The 20,681-nt window shown below is 41.8% G+C and carries 18 protein-coding genes; 9 read left to right on the forward strand and 9 right to left on the reverse strand.

The window, feature by feature from the left end; translation table 11 throughout:
* Positions 1-24: 24 nt before the first annotated feature.
* The gene (locus E0H82_RS07480) at positions 25-552 is read right to left on the reverse strand and encodes a hypothetical protein (RefSeq protein WP_131264063.1); all 528 of its coding nucleotides are present in this window, start codon (positions 550-552) and stop codon (positions 25-27) included.
* A gap of 81 nt (positions 553-633) precedes the next feature.
* The gene (gene tusA, locus E0H82_RS07485; RefSeq protein WP_016168359.1) at positions 634-891 is read right to left on the reverse strand and encodes a sulfurtransferase TusA; all 258 of its coding nucleotides are present in this window, start codon (positions 889-891) and stop codon (positions 634-636) included.
* A 245-nt stretch (positions 892-1,136) separates the two neighbouring features.
* Between tusA and E0H82_RS07490 the strand changes: the two genes are divergently transcribed.
* Together E0H82_RS07490 and lnt are read left to right on the forward strand one after the other, a co-directional pair.
* Positions 1,137-1,976 (forward strand): HlyC/CorC family transporter, encoded by an 840-nt coding sequence (locus E0H82_RS07490; RefSeq protein WP_131264064.1) that lies wholly within the window; start codon positions 1,137-1,139, stop codon positions 1,974-1,976.
* Positions 1,973-3,532: an apolipoprotein N-acyltransferase gene (gene lnt / locus E0H82_RS07495; RefSeq protein ID WP_131264065.1), complete on the forward strand. Its 1,560-nt coding sequence runs from the start codon at positions 1,973-1,975 to the stop codon at positions 3,530-3,532. The genes E0H82_RS07490 and lnt overlap by 4 nt, the downstream gene beginning before the upstream one ends.
* Before the next feature lie 72 nt (positions 3,533-3,604).
* Here the strand turns inward: lnt and E0H82_RS07500 are convergent, their stop codons facing one another.
* The 3 genes from E0H82_RS07500 to gspF form a co-directional block, all read right to left on the reverse strand.
* Positions 3,605-3,949, reverse strand: coding sequence for a hypothetical protein (locus E0H82_RS07500; protein ID WP_131264066.1), 345 nt, complete (start codon positions 3,947-3,949; stop codon positions 3,605-3,607).
* A gap of 277 nt (positions 3,950-4,226) precedes the next feature.
* Positions 4,227-4,664, reverse strand: a complete 438-nt coding sequence (gspG, locus tag E0H82_RS07505) for a type II secretion system major pseudopilin GspG (protein WP_116758739.1) — start codon at positions 4,662-4,664, stop codon at positions 4,227-4,229.
* A gap of 31 nt (positions 4,665-4,695) precedes the next feature.
* Entirely contained in the window at positions 4,696-5,901 is a 1,206-nt protein-coding gene (gspF, locus tag E0H82_RS07510; RefSeq protein WP_131264067.1) for a type II secretion system inner membrane protein GspF, read from the reverse strand.
* Between the two features lie 152 nt (positions 5,902-6,053).
* On the opposite strand from gspF, the gene E0H82_RS07515 reads away from it, so the two are divergent.
* The 7 genes from E0H82_RS07515 (at position 6,054) to E0H82_RS07545 (ending at position 13,675) form a co-directional block, all read left to right on the forward strand.
* A complete protein-coding gene (locus E0H82_RS07515) occupies positions 6,054-8,276 on the forward strand; it encodes a primosomal protein N' (RefSeq protein WP_131264068.1) in 2,223 nt (740 codons plus the stop codon).
* A gap of 55 nt (positions 8,277-8,331) precedes the next feature.
* Positions 8,332-10,173 (forward strand): monovalent cation:proton antiporter-2 (CPA2) family protein, encoded by a 1,842-nt coding sequence (locus E0H82_RS07520; RefSeq protein WP_131264069.1) that lies wholly within the window; start codon positions 8,332-8,334, stop codon positions 10,171-10,173.
* Between the two features lie 50 nt (positions 10,174-10,223).
* Entirely contained in the window at positions 10,224-11,099 is an 876-nt protein-coding gene (gene hslO / locus E0H82_RS07525) for an Hsp33 family molecular chaperone HslO (RefSeq protein WP_131264070.1), read from the forward strand.
* A gap of 302 nt (positions 11,100-11,401) precedes the next feature.
* Complete coding sequence (locus tag E0H82_RS07530) at positions 11,402-11,866, forward strand: DUF2147 domain-containing protein (protein WP_131264071.1); 465 nt, start codon at positions 11,402-11,404, stop codon at positions 11,864-11,866.
* Positions 11,867-12,019: 153 nt separating this feature from the next.
* Entirely contained in the window at positions 12,020-12,976 is a 957-nt protein-coding gene (locus E0H82_RS07535; protein ID WP_131264072.1) for a DnaJ C-terminal domain-containing protein, read from the forward strand.
* A 10-nt stretch (positions 12,977-12,986) separates the two neighbouring features.
* Positions 12,987-13,325 carry a chaperone modulator CbpM gene (locus tag E0H82_RS07540; protein ID WP_131264073.1) on the forward strand — a complete coding sequence of 113 codons (339 nt, stop codon included), beginning with the start codon at positions 12,987-12,989 and terminating at the stop codon, positions 13,323-13,325.
* An 89-nt stretch (positions 13,326-13,414) separates the two neighbouring features.
* Entirely contained in the window at positions 13,415-13,675 is a 261-nt protein-coding gene (locus E0H82_RS07545; protein WP_131264074.1) for a YdcH family protein, read from the forward strand.
* Between the two features lie 108 nt (positions 13,676-13,783).
* Here the strand turns inward: E0H82_RS07545 and E0H82_RS07550 are convergent, their stop codons facing one another.
* The 4 genes from E0H82_RS07550 to recD form a co-directional block, all read right to left on the reverse strand.
* On the reverse strand, positions 13,784-15,019 hold the full coding sequence (locus tag E0H82_RS07550; RefSeq protein ID WP_131264075.1) for a magnesium transporter CorA family protein: 1,236 nt from the start codon (positions 15,017-15,019) through the stop codon (positions 13,784-13,786).
* 196 nt (positions 15,020-15,215) lie between these two features.
* The gene (gene pnp / locus E0H82_RS07555) at positions 15,216-17,303 is read right to left on the reverse strand and encodes a polyribonucleotide nucleotidyltransferase (RefSeq protein WP_171458273.1); all 2,088 of its coding nucleotides are present in this window, start codon (positions 17,301-17,303) and stop codon (positions 15,216-15,218) included.
* Between the two features lie 256 nt (positions 17,304-17,559).
* Entirely contained in the window at positions 17,560-17,829 is a 270-nt protein-coding gene (gene rpsO / locus E0H82_RS07560) for a 30S ribosomal protein S15 (protein ID WP_004656162.1), read from the reverse strand.
* Between the two features lie 1,087 nt (positions 17,830-18,916).
* A complete protein-coding gene (gene recD / locus E0H82_RS07565; protein WP_213073959.1) occupies positions 18,917-20,665 on the reverse strand; it encodes an exodeoxyribonuclease V subunit alpha in 1,749 nt (582 codons plus the stop codon).
* Positions 20,666-20,681: the final 16 nt, after the last annotated feature.

The following is a 20,681-nucleotide window of genomic DNA, read 5'->3' on the forward strand; positions in this document are numbered from 1 at the left end:
CCCTTCCTGTGAGGGGATTTTTTATTAAAACATATCCGTTTTTTGACTCAATACCATGACGGTTGGTCCAATGGCTGTATGTTCAGCACCATAGTCCTGATGAATCTCAATTCGATAATCATCACATTGATAGATATATGTATTCTTTTTTTGCACCCAGCCTTTTTGGGCAACTTTAAATTTTTTGAGAATTCTACTTTTAAAAAGATCCAAATCCGTCTCATAACTGGCCATAGGACCATCCAGAAAACTTAAACTGAATGAAGTGATCACTTCAGTATCTGGATCATAACGAATATGTTGAACCGAACTCACGCCAGTTTTTTTAATCTGAGCGTCAGTCCCATCGGCAAACGCTAATTGGTAATTATTCCCCCCTAAAACCACAGGTTTCACGGTAGGATGAAGCTTTTGAAACTCTCGGATACTTTGCCCAACTTTTAAACCTGCAACATTCATGCTTTGTACAGGAATTTCACAGGGTTTTGCCCACACGATTGAGCCCGATAAGGCAAAAATAGCAAACCCTAAGCATCGAAATATACTTTCCATTTTTATGTCCTAAAATGAGCTGTATTTATTGTTTTAAACTCATATTATTGGGCTCAATCCCAAGATTTTAACGCTTAAGCCTTAGCCTTTTTTCACCAAATAATGAAATTCTTTATTGCCATTTTCATCTAAGCGTTCTTCTTGCAACAACAGCTCATGTCCCAAATGCATACAAAATTTAGGAATATCCCACGAGGTCGAATTGTCTGTTGCGAAGACCTCAACCACATCCCCAGATTTAGATTTACGAATGGCTTGATGCAACATCATCACAGGTTCAGGGCAACGTAATCCACGGGTATTTAATTGCAAGGTCGGGGTAACAGAGGATTCAGACATCTAGACACGCTTCATAAATTTTCAGCGCTATTCTAACATAAACTCGAAATGACACAGCAACACCTCCCCCGCTTATCTGTTTAGCAAGCAAACCATAAACTCGAAGTTTAAAGTTTAAACCCATTTAGTTCATTGAAAGATGACGATAACATTCATATTTTGCAGTACTTTTTGCATAGACATCTGCATTTTCTAAGGTATGATGAAAATAATTTTTTTCATATCTAGAGTCTTTAGGAAAGATCATGCACGATGAATCCAGCCCGTCGTGGGGCATGCGTGGCTTAAGAAAGTGGTTAGGAACTGCACCAGAAACTCGCGACGAATTGCTCAAACTCGTACAAGATTCACGTCGTTTTTTAGAGCCTGATACGGTTGCGATGCTTGAAGGTGTATTCGATCTTCCTGCGACTAAAATCCGCGAAGTCATGACGCCGCGCACAGCCATGATCAGCCTACAAGAAGATGATGAATTACTCGATATTTTGCATGTCTTGATTGAATCAGCGCACTCACGTTTTCCCGTGTTTTCGTCCGATCAACCCGATAATGTGGTCGGCATTTTGCTGGCGAAAGATTTATTGCCTTTCTTGACCGAAAAAGCCAGCAAAGTCGATATTCGGGTGCTCATGCGTCAGCCATTGTTTGTCCCTGAAAGTGCACGCTCTGACCAAGTGTTACGTATGCTAAAAAACACTCAGACGCATATTGCTGTGGTGATTGATGAATATGGCACCACATCGGGTTTGGTCACGCTTGAAGATATTCTGGAAGAGATTGTCGGTGAAATTGAAGATGAACACGACATGGTCGATGAAGAAGCTTCCTATATTGTGCCTGATGATGATCCTAAAACGGCCAATACTTGGTTGGTGCAGGCACTTACACCAATCGAACACTTTAACAATCTTTTAGATGCTGATTTTCCTGATGATGAAGTAGAAACTATGGGCGGTTTGTTGCTTCAAGAAATTGGTTTAGTGAGCGATTTACAAGGTCAAGTGATTGAAATTGGCGATTGGGAATTTACCATTGTAGAAGCAGATGCACGTACTATTCATCTGATTCGAGCTGTCCTTAAATGAGAACATACTTTCATGCGCTGTTAACGTCTTCACAACAACAAAAACAGCTCCCCATGATTTTCCCTTTGATTATTTCCCTTTGTTCGGGTGCCATGTTGAGTTTTGCATTGGCACCTTACTATTACTGGTGGATTGCCCTACTTTCCCCTGCCTTACTCTATGCCTGCTTGCGCCAGCGTTCAGCCAAACACGCATTCTTCATTGGCTGGAGTTATGGCTTTGGGCTGTGGTTTATTGGTGCTTTTTGGCTCTACACCTCCATTCATGTCTACGGCGATACCAGTGCCGTGCTCAGTGTACTCATGATTGCCATCATGGCACTGGTCATGGGTCTCTTCACTGCACTACAAACTTGGATATATCGCAGATTTTTCCCTGAAACACCACTTACCTTTGCTCCGCTTTGGGTGTTCTTTGAGTGGGCGAAAACATGGGTCTTCACTGGTTTTCCTTGGCTGTTTGTCGGCTATGCGTTTACCGAACGCTTCCTCGATGGCTATGCCCCGCTGTTTGGGGTATTCGGGGTCTCTTTCGTCGTTATCATTTTGGCCTGCGCGCTAGTCGAGATCTTAAATAGACGCTTATTCTGGTTAGTTCCTTCTCTGATTTTACTGCTCGGGGCTTGGGGGGCTGCACAACTTCAGTTTGTTCAACCCAAAAATGAAAAACCTCTTTCGGTTTCTCTAATTCAGGGCAATATTCCACAAGACCTAAAATGGCTGACCGAATACCAGACCCAAACCTTAATGATCTATGCAGGACTCAGTCGTAGTGAATGGGGACGTGATTTAATCGTTTGGCCAGAATCATCCATTCCAATGTTCCAAACTGACATTCAACCATTTTTGGATGCCATGAAAGTTCAAGCCCAAAAAACAGGTACTGGATGGGTCACAGGGATTCCTTATTGGGATTTAAAAGCATCTCAGCAACAAGGTAGCCCGATGTTCTACAACAGCATCATGGCATTGGGTAGTCAGTCTGACGGACTGTATAAAAAGCAACGCTTGGTGCCATTTGGCGAATATATTCCCCTGTCAGGTATGCTCAGTTGGGTATTACCCGCCTTACAGAATGACCCTGCTATGAGTGGTTTTTCACGTGGGGCATCCGATCAACAACCCTTACATATCAAACAGCATAATTTAGCTGCTGCAATTTGCTATGAAGTGGCTTATCCGAATCTAACACGACGGAATGCCAGCAACAGCGACTTCCTCGTGACCGTTTCAAATGATGCGTGGTTTACGGGTACCGCAGGTCCTTGGCAACATTTACAAATGGTGCAAATGCGCGCCAAAGAAAATGGGCGTTGGTTTATTCGTGCCACCAATACAGGCATCACGGCTTTTATTGATCATCAAGGACATATTGTGCGTCAAGCACCTATTGATCAACGTGTGGTACTGCGCGGGGACTTACCTGCAATGCAAGGTCAAACACTCTACAATCGTCTAAGTGACTGGCCAATCCTCGGATTTTCAGCGCTACTTTTGATTATGGGTTGGTTCTTCCGCCCACGAAAAGTTGATATTTCATTTAAAAGCAGACGCTAATAAAAAAGGGAGATTTTGAAATCTCCCTTTTTTATTCTGATGTTTCATCAAACTTGAGAAATCTAGAATCAATTAAAACATTGAAGCAAACTGACTCGCAAAATAAGCGACTAAACCAGATAAAAACAGCATCGGTACATAACGATAGGCAGCAAAGATTTTTTGCTCAATGACAGAATTCAGACTTTGCGACTGCCAGACAGTTGCTTTGAGCGCACTCATAAAACACACCATGACCCATGCACTTATGACACTCAAGGTCAAAAAGCCAATCATAATCTGACTACTGCCTTCGGTATGTTGCCATAAAGTCACGGCCCCATTCATCATCGGCAATACCGTTAAAATCAATAGAACAGATTTCAGCATCGCCCAATGAAATTGGGTGATTTCATCTGATAAAACGAATGCTTTCATTCTATTCTCCCCATCACATTTTTGTTCTTAAATTTATTATGCTAGGTTTTTTTTAAATAAAAAGTCTATTTATCCATATACTTGACAATTTTTGTAAACATTACGGCTAGGAATAATTCTTATTATAACTCTCAAAAACTATTTATTATTTTTATTTATTTAAATTCAAATACTTATATTAATATTGATAAATAAGAAAGATTATCACTTTATTTATAATTGAATCACTCAATAAAATAAAGTGATAATTTACATCGATTAATTCCAGCTCTATGGATTAAGGTTGATAATAAATATCGGCATCAGTCCCTTCGCCACCTTCTTTACCGTCGGCACCAAACGAATATAAATCGAAAGCACGACCTTCAGCACCCGGGTTAATGTATTGAATATCATTTTCCCAACTGTCTTTTGGATAGCCACCTTTAACATAACCACCCTGCATCCAATTTTTTGCCGATGCGGGTTGGTTCACTAAGGCATCCAGACCGCCATCTTGCATTGATGGGTATTTACCGTTATCTAATTTATATTGATCCAGCGCACCTGCAACACCCTTTAAGGTGATCACCGTGGTATCGACTTTGGCTTTTTCACCACGTCCCATGACATTCGGTACAATCAGCGCAGCCAATACCCCTAAAATAACAATCACCACCATCACTTCAATTAAAGTAAAACCCGATTGTTTGGTTTGATATTTATTCACTTGCATTCAACCACTCACTCTTCAATCTTTATATTCTTTAAATCATATTGTTCATATTAACGATCGGCAGCATCACTGCAATCACAATCACCAATACAATACTGGCCATGAGCACCAACATTAGCGGTTCAAGTAATGCCAATAAAGTCGAAATTAGGGTCGTGACTTCTCGATCTTGCATGGTCGCAGCACGCTCCAACATGCGATCTAATTCACCTGAGGCTTCGCCACTTTTGATCATTTGTACCATCATCGGGGGGAAATAACCACTGCGCTCCAGTTGGGTGGCCAAGTTGCCCCCTTCTGTGACTTTTTCAGCCGCCAAATCGACCGAATCCCGAATCACCCAGTTATTGCTGACCGCAGCACCAATGCGTAATGCATCCACCAGAGGCACACCTGACTTGGTTAGAATAGACAAGGTACTGGCAAACCGTGCTGCATTAATACCACGTGATAATTTACCAAATAATGGCAATTTGAGCGTTAAACGATCAAAAGCATAATGCCCTGCGGTGCTCTTTAAGAACCGTAAAAGGAACACGATCCCCAATACCGTTACAATGATTAAAAATGGCCAAGCCACGCGAATAAAAGCACTGGCTTTCATCAGCGCAACTGTAATCCAAGGCAAGGCATCTTTATTTTGATCGAAAGTTTTGACAATATCGGGAACCACGTAGGTCATCAGCCCCATCACAATCGCAAAAGACATCAGCATTAAAATGATTGGGTAGATCATGGCACCTTGAATTTTCTTTTGCATAGCAAAGCGATTCTCGGTGTAATCTGCCAATTGTTCCAAAATCAAATCCAGATGACCTGAACGCTCGCCTGCTGCAATCGTCGCACGGTACAGTTCAGGAAAGCGTCCAGATTGCTGTAAGGCATTGGCTAAGGAGTGCCCCTCCAAAACTTTGGAGCGAACGGACAGAATCAGTTGTTGCACATGGACTTTTTCACTTTGTTTGGCAACCGCTCGTAAAGCTTCTTCCAGCGGAATCGCCGCAGCCACCAACACCGACAATTGGCGGGTTAAAAGGGCTAAATCATAGGCAGTAATATTTTTTTGAAACCAGCGTGATCCTTGCTGTTTGGCTTTATGTTCTACAGGATCTACACTAATCGGGATGAGCGATTTCTCACGTAATTGCTGGCGGATTTGTCGTGCCGAATCACCTTCTAGCACGCCTTTCTGCTGCTTCCCTAAAGCATCAATGGCGGTAAATTGATATGCAGGCATTGTAATGCTCTAATTTTCCGAAATTTCCTTCAGCGCTGTTGCGTCTGACCCCTAAAATCATTCATATTCTTCAATATAAATTTTATTTGCACACTCTAACATAACTCAAGACTTCACACGACGATCATTCAGCTGGAACCTTTGACCTTTTTATGCCAAATACAGTATCGCCCACTTTAGCGCCTTATCGGATTCGCGTAGCCGTTCCAGCCCATGTCTATGACTGTTTCGACTATCAAATTTCCGCAGAGGATTATGAGCAGGCGAAGGTTGGAGCGCGTGTTGCTGTTCCGTTTGGATCACGCAATTTAATTGGGGTGATTATGCAAAAACTCACAGCAGACACTCCAGAGAATCCCAAGTTTAAGTTAAAACCCATTCAAGCTTTGCTAGATGACGATGCCATTCTAGACAGTAAAGTTTTAACTTTATTGACATGGGCAGCGCAATATTATCAATTTCCAATTGGTGAAGTGGTGCAAAGCGCCTTGCCAAGCTTATTACGTCAAGGCAAACCATATGATCTGTTGGCGCACATGTGGCGGCTGCTTGACCAACATGCAGATGAAAAAGTTAAACGCTCTGAAAAACAACAACATGCTTATAAAATTTTAAAACTCCATCCCGCAGGCACGGCAGAAAATATTCTGAATTTGGCGGGCATTGAAACCGCAACTTTAAAAGCACTAGAAAAAAAGGGAATTTGTGAAGCTTATTTAGAACAAAAAGATTTTAGCCCACAAGCCCTGAGTTTGGCGCAAATGCCACTGACCGCCAATCCCGATCAAAAGCATGCCATTCAGCAGGTACTGAAATCGCTCTCGTCTTATCATGCCTATTTACTAGATGGCTTAACGGGTAGCGGTAAAACTGAAGTTTACTTGCAAATCATGTACGAAGTCCTGAAGCAAGGCAAACAAGTGTTGGTGTTGGTACCTGAAATTGGTTTGACCCCCCAAACGATTAGTCGCTTTCAATCGCGCTTCCACTGTCATATTGCCCTGCTGCATTCGGGACTGACGGATGCTAAACGCTTGCAAGCATGGCAAAGTGCACAAATGGGCAAAGCCTCGATTATTTTAGGCACACGCTCTGCCATTTATACCCCATTGCACAATTTAGGTTTGATCATTTTAGATGAAGAGCATGATCTGTCTTTTAAACAGCAAGAAGGTTTTCGCTATCATGCCCGTGATGTAGCTCTGTATCGGGCGCATTTGGAAAACTGTCCAATTATTTTGGGTTCAGCAACGCCGAGCATGGAAAGCTATGCACTGGCCGATCAAGGCAAACTGACCCGACTGGAATTAAATGAACGTGCAGGCACGGCACTGTTGCCTAAGTTGCACATCTTGGATTTAAAAGTCGGGCGCAAACAGCATGGTTTTAGTCAGTTTCTGTTGGATGAAATGCATAAGCGTCTGGCGCGCAAAGAACAAGTACTGATTTTTCTCAATCGACGAGGCTATGCCCCTGTATTGATTTGTGAAAGTTGTGCTTGGCAAGCGAAATGTCCGCATTGTGACGCCAATTTTACCTTACATACTCAACCTTATCAGCATTTGCATTGTCATCATTGTGGCACCATTCATCGCATGCCAGATCATTGCCCGCAATGTCATCATACTGAACTCAAACCGATTGGTATGGGGACTGCCAAAGTTGAAGAAAGTTTAAAAGAACTATTTCCAGAGTTTGAGGTCATTCGGGTTGATCGAGATTCCACCAGCCGTGTCGGTAGCTGGCAAAAAATTTATGATCGCATTCAAAAAAGTGAGCCGATTATTTTACTTGGCACGCAAATGCTCGCCAAAGGACATCATTTTCCCTACGTGTCTTTGGTGGCAATTTTAGACATTGATTCAGGCTTACTCAGTGTCGACTTTCGTGCGCCAGAACGAACCGCCCAACTCATTGTACAGGTAGCGGGGCGTGCAGGTCGTGGTGAGAAAAAAGGCGATGTCTATTTACAGACCTTGCGCCCAGAACACCCGTTATTGCACACTTTAGTGGATGGTGATTATCGACAGTTTGCTCGCCAAACGTTGAAAGAACGACAACAAGCATTGTTTCCACCGTATCGTTATGCTGCGCTGATTCGCTGTGAGTCGAAAAGTCAGGAACAAAATCAGCAGTATCTTACCGAACACGCACAACAACTCCGTCAGATTTCCGAACTCAACATCGATATTTGGGGACCTATTCCTGCACCAATGGAACGTAAAGCGGGTCGTTATCAAGCGCATATGGTGCTATTGTCTCAAGATCGGGCACGTTTACATTATTATTTGAGAGCATGGTGGCAAAACATGTTGCAGCACAAACCGGCCAACATGAAACTCAGTCTGGATATAGACCCACAGGAATTGAGTTGAGTCTAAGCCAGCACTTTAGCAATTCATCACAACTTTTTAATTTCAGGACAGAGGCATGTCGTTATTGTTGCAAATCACGCTTTTTTTAGGTGCAGCGCTGATGGTGGTGCCACTACTAAAACGATTCGGCATTGCTACAGTCTTGGGGTATTTAATCACTGGGATTCTCTTGGGGCCTCACGTCCTGAATATTGCCAATGATCCCGAAGCTATTCAACAACTCGCTGAATTTGGCGTCATTCTTTTGATGTTTTTAATTGGTTTAGAACTAAGACCACAACGACTCTGGAATTTACGCCAATCCATCTTTGTCATGGGCAGCGCCCAAGTCGGCATCACGGCGCTAGTCATTGGATGCATACTTTTATTGGTATTACAGCAAGGCATTGCTGCCAGTTTGGTGATTGGCAGTGCACTCGCGCTGTCATCCACCGCCTTCGTATTACAACTGCTCACAGAAAAGCAGCAACTGAATACCAGTTATGGGCAGCAATCTTTCTCGATTTTACTGTTTCAAGACATCGCAGCGATTCCTTTGATTGCCGTGATTCCGCTGCTTGCAGGCGTAGAATCAACGCATTATGGCATTGCTTATTTTGCTGCCATTGTGGCGGCATTTACGGGACTGTTTTTATTCAGTCGCTATCTGATTCGTCCTTTTTTCCGCTTTGTAGCCAAAACGGGCGCACATGAACTAATTACTGCGGTTGGGCTATTTATTGTTTTAGCTGTAGTGATGCTGATGGATCTACTCAATATCAGCACTACGCTGGGTGCATTCTTAACGGGAGTATTATTGGCAGATTCTGAGTTCCGACATGAACTGGAAGCCAGTATTGCACCGTTTAAAGGACTGTTACTGGGGCTGTTCTTTATGACTGTGGGCATGCTGACCCCCATTCATATTTTATGGCAACAACCTGTATTTATTCTGGCGGGTGCAGTACTGCTCTTGCTGGTTAAGTTTACGACGCTCACGGCGATTGCCCGTTATTATCAGGTCTCTTGGCCCAACAGCTTGCTGCTTGCCAGTTGTTTGGCACAGGGCGGAGAATTTGCCTTTGTGGTGTTCAGCGTGGCGCAAAACGAAGGGCTGATCGCTGAAGCCATTATTGCACCCATCACCCTCATCGTGATTATCTCCATGATGCTGACGCCAATTGTATATTGGATTGTTCGTAAAGGCATTGTGCCGCGCCTTACACCTGTCACAGTCCCTGAATATGATGACATTCCTGAACAGCAGCCGAGCATGATTATTGCGGGCTTTGGTCGGTTTGGGCAAATCATTGCCCGTGTTGCACATTTACAGCATCAGAAGTTTACCGCCATCGACAGTAATTTAGAAAAGGTCGATTTTGTTCGCAACTACGGTGGACACTTATATTATGGCGATGCCACCCATCCTGATATTTTAAGAGCCGCAGGTATTGAACAGGCCAAAATATTTATTCTGGCGATTGATGATATTGAAGATTCAATGAATGTGGCACGGCATATCCGCCTGAATTACCCAGCGTTACAGTTATTAGTCAGAGCCCGTGATCGACATCATGTACACTTATTACGTGACTTGGGTGTCCAGCACATTTGGCGAGAAACCTATTTATCTTCACTCGGCATGGCGTATAAAGCCTTGTGTGAATTAGGCATTAGCGAAACCGATGCCAAAAAAAGTATTGAGTTATTTCGCGATTATGATGAACAGCTCTTGGCACAGCAACAACGCGTTTATACCGACGAACAAAAGGTATATGAATCGCACCGCAACGCCCTTGCTGAGCTGGAACATTTGTTTGAACGTGATACAGAAATTCGAACGGTCGAAACAGGCGTAAATTTACAACGTAGTTTAGATTCTACCCGAATAGATGTGACACGAGATGAAGCAAATTGACTTGTGTTTTACAATATCGCCACCATTAAAGCAGGGTTTTGGAGAAAATTATGTCTGATATACGTCAACGCTTTTATATTGAAGATTGCCCTGTTCGTGGTGAAGTCGTTCATTTGGAAGAAACCTTACAAACGATTCTTGCCCAACGTGACTATGCACAAGCTGTACAAATTTTACTGGGTGAAATGCTCAGTGCGACCGCCTTGCTTGCCAGCACGCTGAAAATTAAAGGGCGTATCAGCTTACAAATTCAAGCCTCTGGAACATTTAAATGGGCCATGGCGGAATGCAACCATTTAGGTGAAGTTCGTGCCTTAGCCGACTATGAAGAAGATTTGCGTTTCCACGCCGCGACTGACAGCAGTACGGTGCTGAAAGCGCTCAGTAATCCAATTCTTTTTATTAACATTGAACCTGAATTTGGTGAGCGTTATCAAGGGATTGTGCCTTTAGATCAACCTACCTTAGCAGGCTGCTTAATGCAGTATTATGATCTTTCAGCGCAAATTCCTACCCGTATTGTATTGGCCAGTACAGCGCAACGTTCGGGTGGTTTACTCATTCAGTTGTTACCGCGCATCAGTGAAGAAGAACAGCAACGTATCGATGAAGATTTATGGCCACGTCTAACCATGCTGACTGAAACACTAAAAATCGATGAGCTGACAGAATTAGATGCCAATGAAATTCTGTATCGTTTATACAATGAAGAAGACGTTCGCCTACCTGAAATTGAACACTTAAAGTTTGGCTGTACTTGTTCTAAAGAACGTTGTGCCAATGCTTTACAACAAATTGGCGTAGAAGCTGTACGTGAAACACTAGAACATCAAAATCCGATTGCTATGGATTGCCAATTCTGTAATACCCAGTATCAGTTCACGGCAGAAGAAGCTTTGGGTTTATTTGGCGAACATTTAAGTTAAGCACTCATCAACCGTCTATCTGCCTGTTGTTATGCATTTCATTGCCAGTCAACAGGCAGTTTATCCTCTGCTAAATATTAAATAGCCTCTCAGAACATTCTATGTCCACTTGCTACACCACAGCACGGATTTCTGTGGGTTTGGAGCAGGGTTATATATATTCAAAGTATCAAAAAAACGATAAAATCGCGTGGCGAAGATAACAAATTTTTTGTTGAACTACATCTCTTCATGATAAAAAAATCATCATTTTAATATGTGATTCATTCTAATTTAACGGATATACACTGAGGTAATATTTCATGGGAACTCGCTTTCTTTCCCGTACGGTTTTCATTACAACTTTGCTGTGCAGCACCTACAGCTTGGCAGCCACTGATCCCCTGATTGGCAAATGGAAAACCATGGATGATCGTACAGGTCACTCACTGGCAGATGTCATCATCAGTAAAAACCAGCATAATGTCTACAGTGCACAAGTGGTTGAAATACGACCATTATCTGGCAAAGAGAAACTGACCACTTGTCAAAAATGTACAGGCCATTTAAAAAATCAACCGATGATCGGCTTAACTATTTTATCGGGGTTAAAGAAAAATCCTGAAAAACACAACGAATATATTGAAGGCAAATTTCTTGATCCACTTTCAGGACAGCACTATGTTTCGGAAGCACATTTAGTTCAGGAAGCCAAGTATCTACAAGTTCGCGCTCAAGAGGCAGGTTCCTCGAATGTCCGCCAGATGACATGGGTTAAAGTCCAGTAAAATTCCAACCCTGTTATTCCAACAAAAAAGCCCTCTATGGGCTTTTTTTGATTGTCATGATTTGAAACAAATACGAACAGTTCTACACTACTTCCCACTTTCAGAAAGACATAATAATATTGATTAAATTATCATCGATTTTATTAAACACGTATGTCTAAAAATTATTATGAAATTCTGGGAGTACCACGCGATGCTCCTCCTGACCAAATTAAAAAAGCCTATCGAAAGTTGGCGCGAAAGTACCATCCTGATATTAGTAAAGAAAGTGATGCTGAAACCCGTATGCAAGAACTCAACGTCGCATACGACACGCTGAGTAACGAAGAAAAGAAAAAAGAATATGACTTCATCTTAGATCATCCTGAAGGTTTTTCAGGATTTGGGGGACAGGCAGGTGCGTCTGGGTTTGATGATGCTCAATTTTATCGACAAGGATTTAACCAAGGCAGTACATCCGATTTCTCAGGTTTTGAGGACTTATTTGGTCGCTTTGGAACTGGTTTTGGAGGAGGCAATTATCAATATAAACAAAAACAGTCATCTTTTCGGGGTGAAGATCAACATGCCAAGCTAGAGGTTGAATTAGACGTTGCCTTTCATGGCACTTCTCAACAGATTACGCTGCAAATTCCAAGCATTAACGCCTATGGTGAACCAGAAGTCCAACGTAAAACCCTAGAAGTCAAAATTCCGAAAGGAATGAAAGAAGGACAACAAATTCGCTTAGCAGGTCAAGGACAAACGGGTATCCATGGGGGTGAAAATGGTGATTTGTATATCGAAATTTACTACAAAGATACCGCACAATACCGCGTTGAAGGTGCAGATATCTATTACACGCTGCCTGTAACCCCATGGGAAGCTGCGTTAGGACAACAAATTGAGTTACTCACACCAGCAGGCACTAAAGTTCAGGTGAACCTACCCAAAAATGCCAAAACAGGACAACAATTACGTTTAAAAAATCAAGGGATTCCCAATAAAACAGCAGGACATTTATTCTTAATTCTAAATATTGTGAATCCACCTGCACACAACGCTGAGCAAGAACAAGCTTACCGCGCTTTTGCTGAAGCCTTTAAGCAGTTTAAGCCTCGACAACTTTAAGGAGAACGCTATGACAACTATTCATTATCGAGAAATTATTTGCGACGGTTATAGCACCGCAGAGATCGTCGATGAACATCGTAGTTTCGATTTAAAACATTTTGCCGAAGCCTGTGGTCAAAGCCCAGAATGGGTTTTACAACTGTTGGAATACGATATTTTAGCCACACGCCCAGAAGAGCGGATTCATCAATTCTTTGGTGAAGATGTCACACGTGCGCGTAAAGCCTATCGTTTACAACGTGACTTTGATGCCAGTTTTTCGGCAGTCGCTATGATGTTGGATCTGATTGATGAAGTACAACAATTACGTCGCCAAGTTCGACATGCTCACATACAAGAATCATAAACCCTTAATGCAGCCCGTTCCTTGATATTGAAACATCATTGAATGGGTTGTTGTTCTTTTATCATTCACTTGAGAGAAATACGGTCACTATGAACACAAAAGAATGTAACAAGAAAGTTAAACTGATGTTCCCTGAGCATCGTGAAATTATTCCACAATTACGTCAGGATAATCCGCGTTTTGCGAAAATTTTCGAAGAACACGCAGAGCTAGATCAGGAAATTTACCAACGTGAGTTGAATCCTGTGTTTCGTATCAATGATGATATTGAAGCGTTAAAGCGTAAAAAACTGCGTCTCAAGGATGAGATTTATCGCTTACTACAACATCATGTAAATTCACAAGCCTAAGTGGTGCATGATGCCATTAAAATAAAATCAGATCGTACTTTTTAGGCTATATAGAGCATATAAAATGAAGATGTCAGTTTCGTGACATCTTCTTGTATTGTCTCGTGATTATTTTAATTTTGTCAATTTTTCTACTTCTTTCAAGGTCACTTTAACCCCTTGCTTGATGGGTTCATAATCTAGAAACCAGAGTAAGCCCACATGCTGATCTTGATGTTGCTGTGCCAACATATCAATGACGCTTTTTTCTCCACGACCCACCAAATGCCGACGATAGAAATATAATATGAGCCAAACGGTCGTGATCAACATCACCATCAACATCAACCAAAAGCCAATGGGAGATTTTAATCCTGGTATAAATTCAAAATTCATACCATATATCCCTGTCAGCAAAGTTAATGGTGCAAAAATGGCGGTAATAATTGCCAGAATCCGCATATTTTCATTGGTTTGGTTAGCAATCGCTGAAAAATGTAATTCTATTGCGGCCTGTACGGCACTGCGTAAACGCGTCGTATGCTTTTGAATCCGTTCTACATGACTGACCAAATCATCGGTACGTACCAACACAATATCGCGTTTTTCGGAGCGTTTTTTAGATTTCAAGTGTGCATAGTTTTCAACAATTTCATCGCGTAGTTCTTGCAAAACCTCTATTTGCTCTTCGCACAAATTTTCAATTTGCTGAAATGCCATGTTTTCTTGCAACAACTGATTCCACTTGGTAAAACGTCGATGGCCTTGCAATAACTCCTGTTGCCAATATTCTACACGTCGTGTCAACGGAACTCTCAAATCTAAATAACCATCAACCATGGCATTGAGTAAACGTAAAGCCAAATCTAAAGGACTATGCGACAGTTTACGGGGTTTGTTTTGCTCATTCAGAGCGCGTGCCGCAATTGATTTTACCCGTTCAATATATTGCTCAATAATTTGATTGCCCTGCTCCCGTACGGTAATTAACACCTGTGACGTCAGGATAAAACTAATCGGTGTAGTGGAGAGCCCAAAAAAACGCTCATGCTGCTCTAAAGCTTGTTCACCAGTCTGAATTTTGTCATCTGGCGTAATGAGTTTTCGGAAAATGAGCAAGTCATAATCTTCCATCGCATCGAAAGCACACGGATGCTCCAGATTCAAAATATCTCTTAAGTGAAACTCGTTCAGACTCACCCCTGTTATTTCAAACATTTGACTTTGCCAGTGTTCGGCATGATTTACGACATCTTCTCGGGTACTATCAATCCAGATAAATTCAGGCTCCACATCATCTAAGGCCTGTTGTTGTACGTAAATATAAGCATCCGTAGGATGTTGATAAAAATAGTAGCTTTGCATCTATTCTGTCACTCTATTCCGTCAATCTTGTTGTTTAATTCATGCGGTTGAGTGTAATGCATTATGCTTAGGATATTCATTTTTATCGTAATTTCACCACAAACTTTATCGCTTTACACCGCACTGAAATAAAAAACTTAAGCATAAAAAAGCCCGCTCAGTCGAGCAGGCTTTTTATTAAAAGATGATCAAAACATTAAACTTGTTCAACATCTTTCATGGTTAACTTGATACGACCACGGTTGTCGACATCAGCAACTTGTACTCTCACTTCTTGACCTTCAGACAACACGTCTGCAACATTGGCAATACGTTCGTTTGAAATTTGTGAAATGTGAAGTAAGCCATCAGTACCCGGTAAAATATTTACGAACGCACCGAATTCAACAATACGAATCACTTTACCTGTGTAAATTGTGCCTGGCTCAATTTCAGCAGTAAGTGCTTGGATTTTTGCAACAGCGGCAGCAGCAGCAGCTTTAGTTTCACCAAATACACGAACTGTACCGTTGTCTTCAATATCAATTGCAGCTTTCGTTTCTTCCGTAATGGCACGGATGGTTGCACCACCTTTACCAATCACGTCACGAATCTTGTCTGGGTTGATGTTGATCACTTGGAACGTTGGTGCATGCATTGAAATTTCAGAACGTGCACGAGAAATTACTTGGTTCATTTCGTTCAAAATGTGCATACGACCAGCATAAGCTTGGTTTAATGCAGATTCCATGATCTCTTCAGTAATCCCTTCAATCTTGATATCCATTTGAAGTGCAGTAATACCGTTGGCAGAACCTGCTACTTTAAAGTCCATATCACCTAAGTGATCTTCATCACCCAAGATGTCAGAAAGTACTGCGAAACGCTCGCCTTCTTTCACTAGACCCATTGCGATACCCGCAACTGGTGCTTTCAATGGAACACCTGCATCCATAAGGGATAAAGAAGCACCACATACAGAAGCCATTGAAGATGAGCCGTTTGATTCAGTAATATCCGATACGATACGAATCACGTACGGGAAGCGATCAGCCGCAGGAAGAACAGCTTGTACACCACGACGTGCCAAACGACCGTGACCAATTTCACGACGCTTAGGACCAGATTCACGACCTGTTTCACCTACAGAGTATGCAGGGAAGTTGTAGTGCAACATGAAGTTATCTGTTTTCGTACCAGACAAAGTATCTACCATCAAGGCATCACGAGTATTACCCAAAGTCGTAGTTACCAACGCCTGAGTTTCACCGCGTGTGAACAATGCAGAACCGTGTGCACGGCCTAAAACACCCACTTGAACGTCAATCGCACGAACAGTTTTCGTGTCACGACCATCAATACGCGGTTTACCAGACAAAATATTGTCACGTACGGTACGGTATTTCAAATCTTCAAAGAGTTCATTTACTTCGTCAGCAATACCAGTTTCATCATTTTCAGGAACAAACTGTGCAACTGCTTCTGCATAAAGTGCATCAAGTGCCGCATAACGGTCTTGCTTAACTGCAATGGTATAAGCTTCAGAAATTTTCGCTTCGAAAGCAGCTTTTAATTGCTCAAGAAGAACTTCATTTTTAGTTGGAGCAACCCAAGTTGACTCAACTGCACCCGCAGCGGCTGCAAATTCTTTAATGGCTTGAATCGCGATTTGCATTTCGTCATGACCGAAAAGCACCGCACCCAACATTTGGTCTTCTGAAAGTTCTTTCGCTTCAGATTCAACCATAAGAACTGCTGATTCTGTACCTGCAACCACAAGGTCAAGATCACTTTCTTTCAACTGTTCATTGTTTGGGTTAAGAATATATTCACCGTTGATTAAACCAACACGTGCGCCACCAATTGGACCACGGAACGGTGTGCCAGCAATCGACATCGCAGCAGATGTACCTAACATTGCCGCAATATCAGCTTCCATAGTTTTATCAGAAGAAATAACTGTTGCAGTTACTTGAATTTCGTTGAAATAACCTTCTGGGAACAATGGACGAATTGGACGGTCAATCAAGCGTGAAATTAAAGTTTCAGCTTCAGACGCACGACCTTCACGCTTGCCATAACCACCAGGGATACGACCCGCAGCATATTGTTTTTCTTGATAGTTAACAGTTAGTGGGAAGAAATCTTGACCCGCTTTTGCTTTAGGCTGTGCAACAACTGCAACTAAAACAGTCACGCCACCCATAGTAACCACAACTGTGTTTGCTTGACGTGCAACACGACCTGTTTCAAGTACTACATTGTACTGACCGTATTGGAATTCTTTACGAATAATATTAAACATAGACATGTATTTTTTTCCTAGTTCTTGTGAACAGCTATTCTAGTGGAGACCCCTAAGGTTTGGCATTCGCAACCAAAAAGCTTGCGCAAATGACAAAGCTTAGAAGCCGACCTCACTAGACACACTATTTTCAAACACAAAGAAGGAGCGAAACATTCGCCCCTTCCCCATTATCTAGACAGAGCTAGATATACTTCAGTTTTCAGTAATACAGCATTTGACATGCAATAATCCGAAAATAAAAGTTTCAATCGAATTAACGACGTAAACCTAAAGCACCGATCAAAGCAACATAACGGCCATGATCTTTACCATTTAGGTAGTCAAGTAACTTACGACGTTGGTTAACCATACGGATAAGACCGCGACGGCTATGGTGGTCGTGTTTGTGCTCTTTAAAGTGACCTTGTAAGTCATTAATTTGAGCAGTTAAAAGCGCTACTTGAACTTCTGGTGAACCAGTGTCGTTTTCAGCACGAGCAAATTTAGCGATGATTTCTGCGCGATCTGTGTTTGTTAAAGCCATTCGATTTCTCCGAGATGCTTATAAGTTACATTTGATACAAATCAAATTGATTCTTCAAAACCAATTTGACTGCCGTGCATCACTACAGCAAGTCCGATATTTTAAGGTAAAATGGTGATGATTGCAAAATATGCACACTATTTAAATTTACTAAACAAAAAACAACCTAATTTTGGGCTGCAAACATTCAATCTGATACAAAATGTCATTCCATCCAAAATTAAAATTTAAAAAAATGAATATTGGATCACAATTTTCATAAAATTTAACTGTGAAAGATACATTTTCTGACTGAGTAAACTACCAAATTTGAGCAATGCCCTTTTTAAGCGAAAATACACAGCCCACTAACAATGTAATTATTCCGAATCTATTCAAATAATAAAATGTCAGTGAACAGTTGACCATGCTGTATGCAACACCCCATACATCGGACTGCAATACCCAAATAATGTGCTTTGATTCTCACTAGAAACAATTTAATACTGGTTGCATCATGTTTTAAATATTCAAACTTTTGATACTTTTTGCAAACCATAAAACATATTCAAGCAGAAAGAAAAAAGCCCAAGCAAAGCTTGGGCTTTTTTCATTGCGCTGTAGTTCTTATATTTATTGTTATATTTGTTTTAGTTATTGCACATAATGTGCTTATTGTGACAAACAATCCTTGTTTCCACTTTATGTCCTTATGTGTAATATTTTGCCACAATAAAATTAGAAGACTAGAGGTGTTTTTCCCAACTCAGTGTACGTTTTTGCGTACATGGGTTTACATCAGCAGAAATGAAGTCCATGAAAAAAAATGTATTACTGAAAACAAAATTCAAGTCAATAAAAAAGCCCTGTAGTCTCTCCCAAAACTACAAGGCTTAGCGGCTGTAAGTTTCCTCTTTCACCTACTTCACTGTAAGTTCGCTGTCATATTCCGACTTTGTTCTTATCCTTTTGCGATTATGGCTCAACGTTCCGTGTTGTGCTCTTTATGTGAACTCATCTTCTCAGAAACCATATGAAAGCTCTAGGCGCAAATATCTTGAATCAATGTAAGCTTTTTCGTACAAAGCATCCTATTATGTAGTACAAGTTAATAATCCAAAATACCTTTTATTTTTTCTAAAACTCCACTCACCCGAGTCGTCCTTTTAGACAACGCTTGTGCCAAAGCCTGAGGATCTGCCAATAAACTCACCACCGTTTTAGCACGCGTAATTGCTGTATAAAGCAATTCCTGACTCAGCAAATTTTGCGCTTGTGCATCCAAAACCACTGCCGTATGCGTGAACTCTGAACCTTGTGATTTATGAATGGTCAATGCAAATGCAGTTTCTATACTTTTAGGTAAGCGTGTTGCCAGAACCCATTTTTCTAAACTTGGGAAATAGACTTCAAACTGAGACTGTCCTTGACGTTGCCTTTTAAAACAGATGCCAATATCCCCATTAGATAATCCTAATTGATAGTCATTATAAGTCATCATCACAGGGCGCCCAACATACCAGTCCCCTTGTTTGGTCGTGTAGCGACTGAGTTCATTCAGTAAGCGTTGTTCCATCTGTTGATTAAGCTGTTTCAAGCCAAATGCACCATGTCGAATGGCCGTGAGAATACGGTAATCATCAAAAACCTGAATCACATGCTGAAGAGAAGCATCTGGATCTTCCGCAGTCAAATGCGTTTTCAATACTTCAATATAATGCTGATAGCCCAACATCAGTTGATCGTAATATTGCTCTGATGTGGGATGCGCTTGAGCAAAGTACTCCAGTTGCAATACATTCGGCATCTTGGCTAAAAGTGGCACAGCTTTAATTTCAGTCGGTGCAACCACCTGTTGGTGAAATTGTTCCAGCAATGCTTGAGGGGATATGCCTGTTGGTGGCTGTTGAATAAATGCTGCCATTTGCCCAATTAAGGCTTCTCCCTCAAAGCGTCGACTGGTTTTTAAATGTACCCGATTCTCTTGCAAAGCATTCACTTGCTGTAAATCGGCCAATACCGCCCCAACATCAACCGAGGCCAATTGATTGGCATCTCCCAGTAAAATCAACCGAGCTTGATTGGGCACGGCAGCAAGTAACATACTGGCCAGATTCAAATCCAACATCGAGGCTTCATCCACCACAATCACATCATAGGGTAATGGTTGTTCGGCATCATAGCGTGGACGAGCAGAATGCCCTAAACCCAACAAGCGATGCAATGTAACGGGATTTAATTGTTTTAAAGCGGGAGTAACTAAAGGCTGCAATATCTCATCATTCAAGGCATTTTGCAGGGCTTCTTTCATGCGTTGCGCGGCCTTGCCTGTGGGTGCTGCCATCGCAATGCGTAAATGCGGTAAAGACTGGTTCAATGCCGCAATAATACGTGCCAAAGTGTATGTTTTACCTGTCCCTGGTCCACCTGTAATAATACTCAAGGCGTGCTGACACACCATGCTTAATGCCTGCTGTTGATGTTCATCACTCAGCAAACTCGAGTAAACTTGATGATCAACAACGGGAACCGTTTGTTGTTTTAACCTCGCCACATGCCGTGCCAAAGTAGCTTCCTGTTTCCAGTAACGATACAGGTATAAATATTGTGTATCATAAATGAAAGGTGCAACCCGATGTGTCACCTCATTTTCACTGATGGCCAAATGACCCAAAGTTTGTACAGCATCAGGTTCAAACAACACGCAACTGTTGCCCTGTAACATCGCTTCTAATACCGACTGTATAACTGCATCTGCTTGTGGGTTTGGCGTTGCACTAAAAGGAGGCTGCTGAAGATATTGACTCCACGATTTAATCCATTCAGCATTCAATTGCTGTTCCTGCTTGTTTTCCACACAGTTATCCTCAAAG

The organism is Acinetobacter sp. ANC 4910, assembly GCF_004331035.1.
Lineage (GTDB): Bacteria > Pseudomonadota > Gammaproteobacteria > Pseudomonadales > Moraxellaceae > Acinetobacter.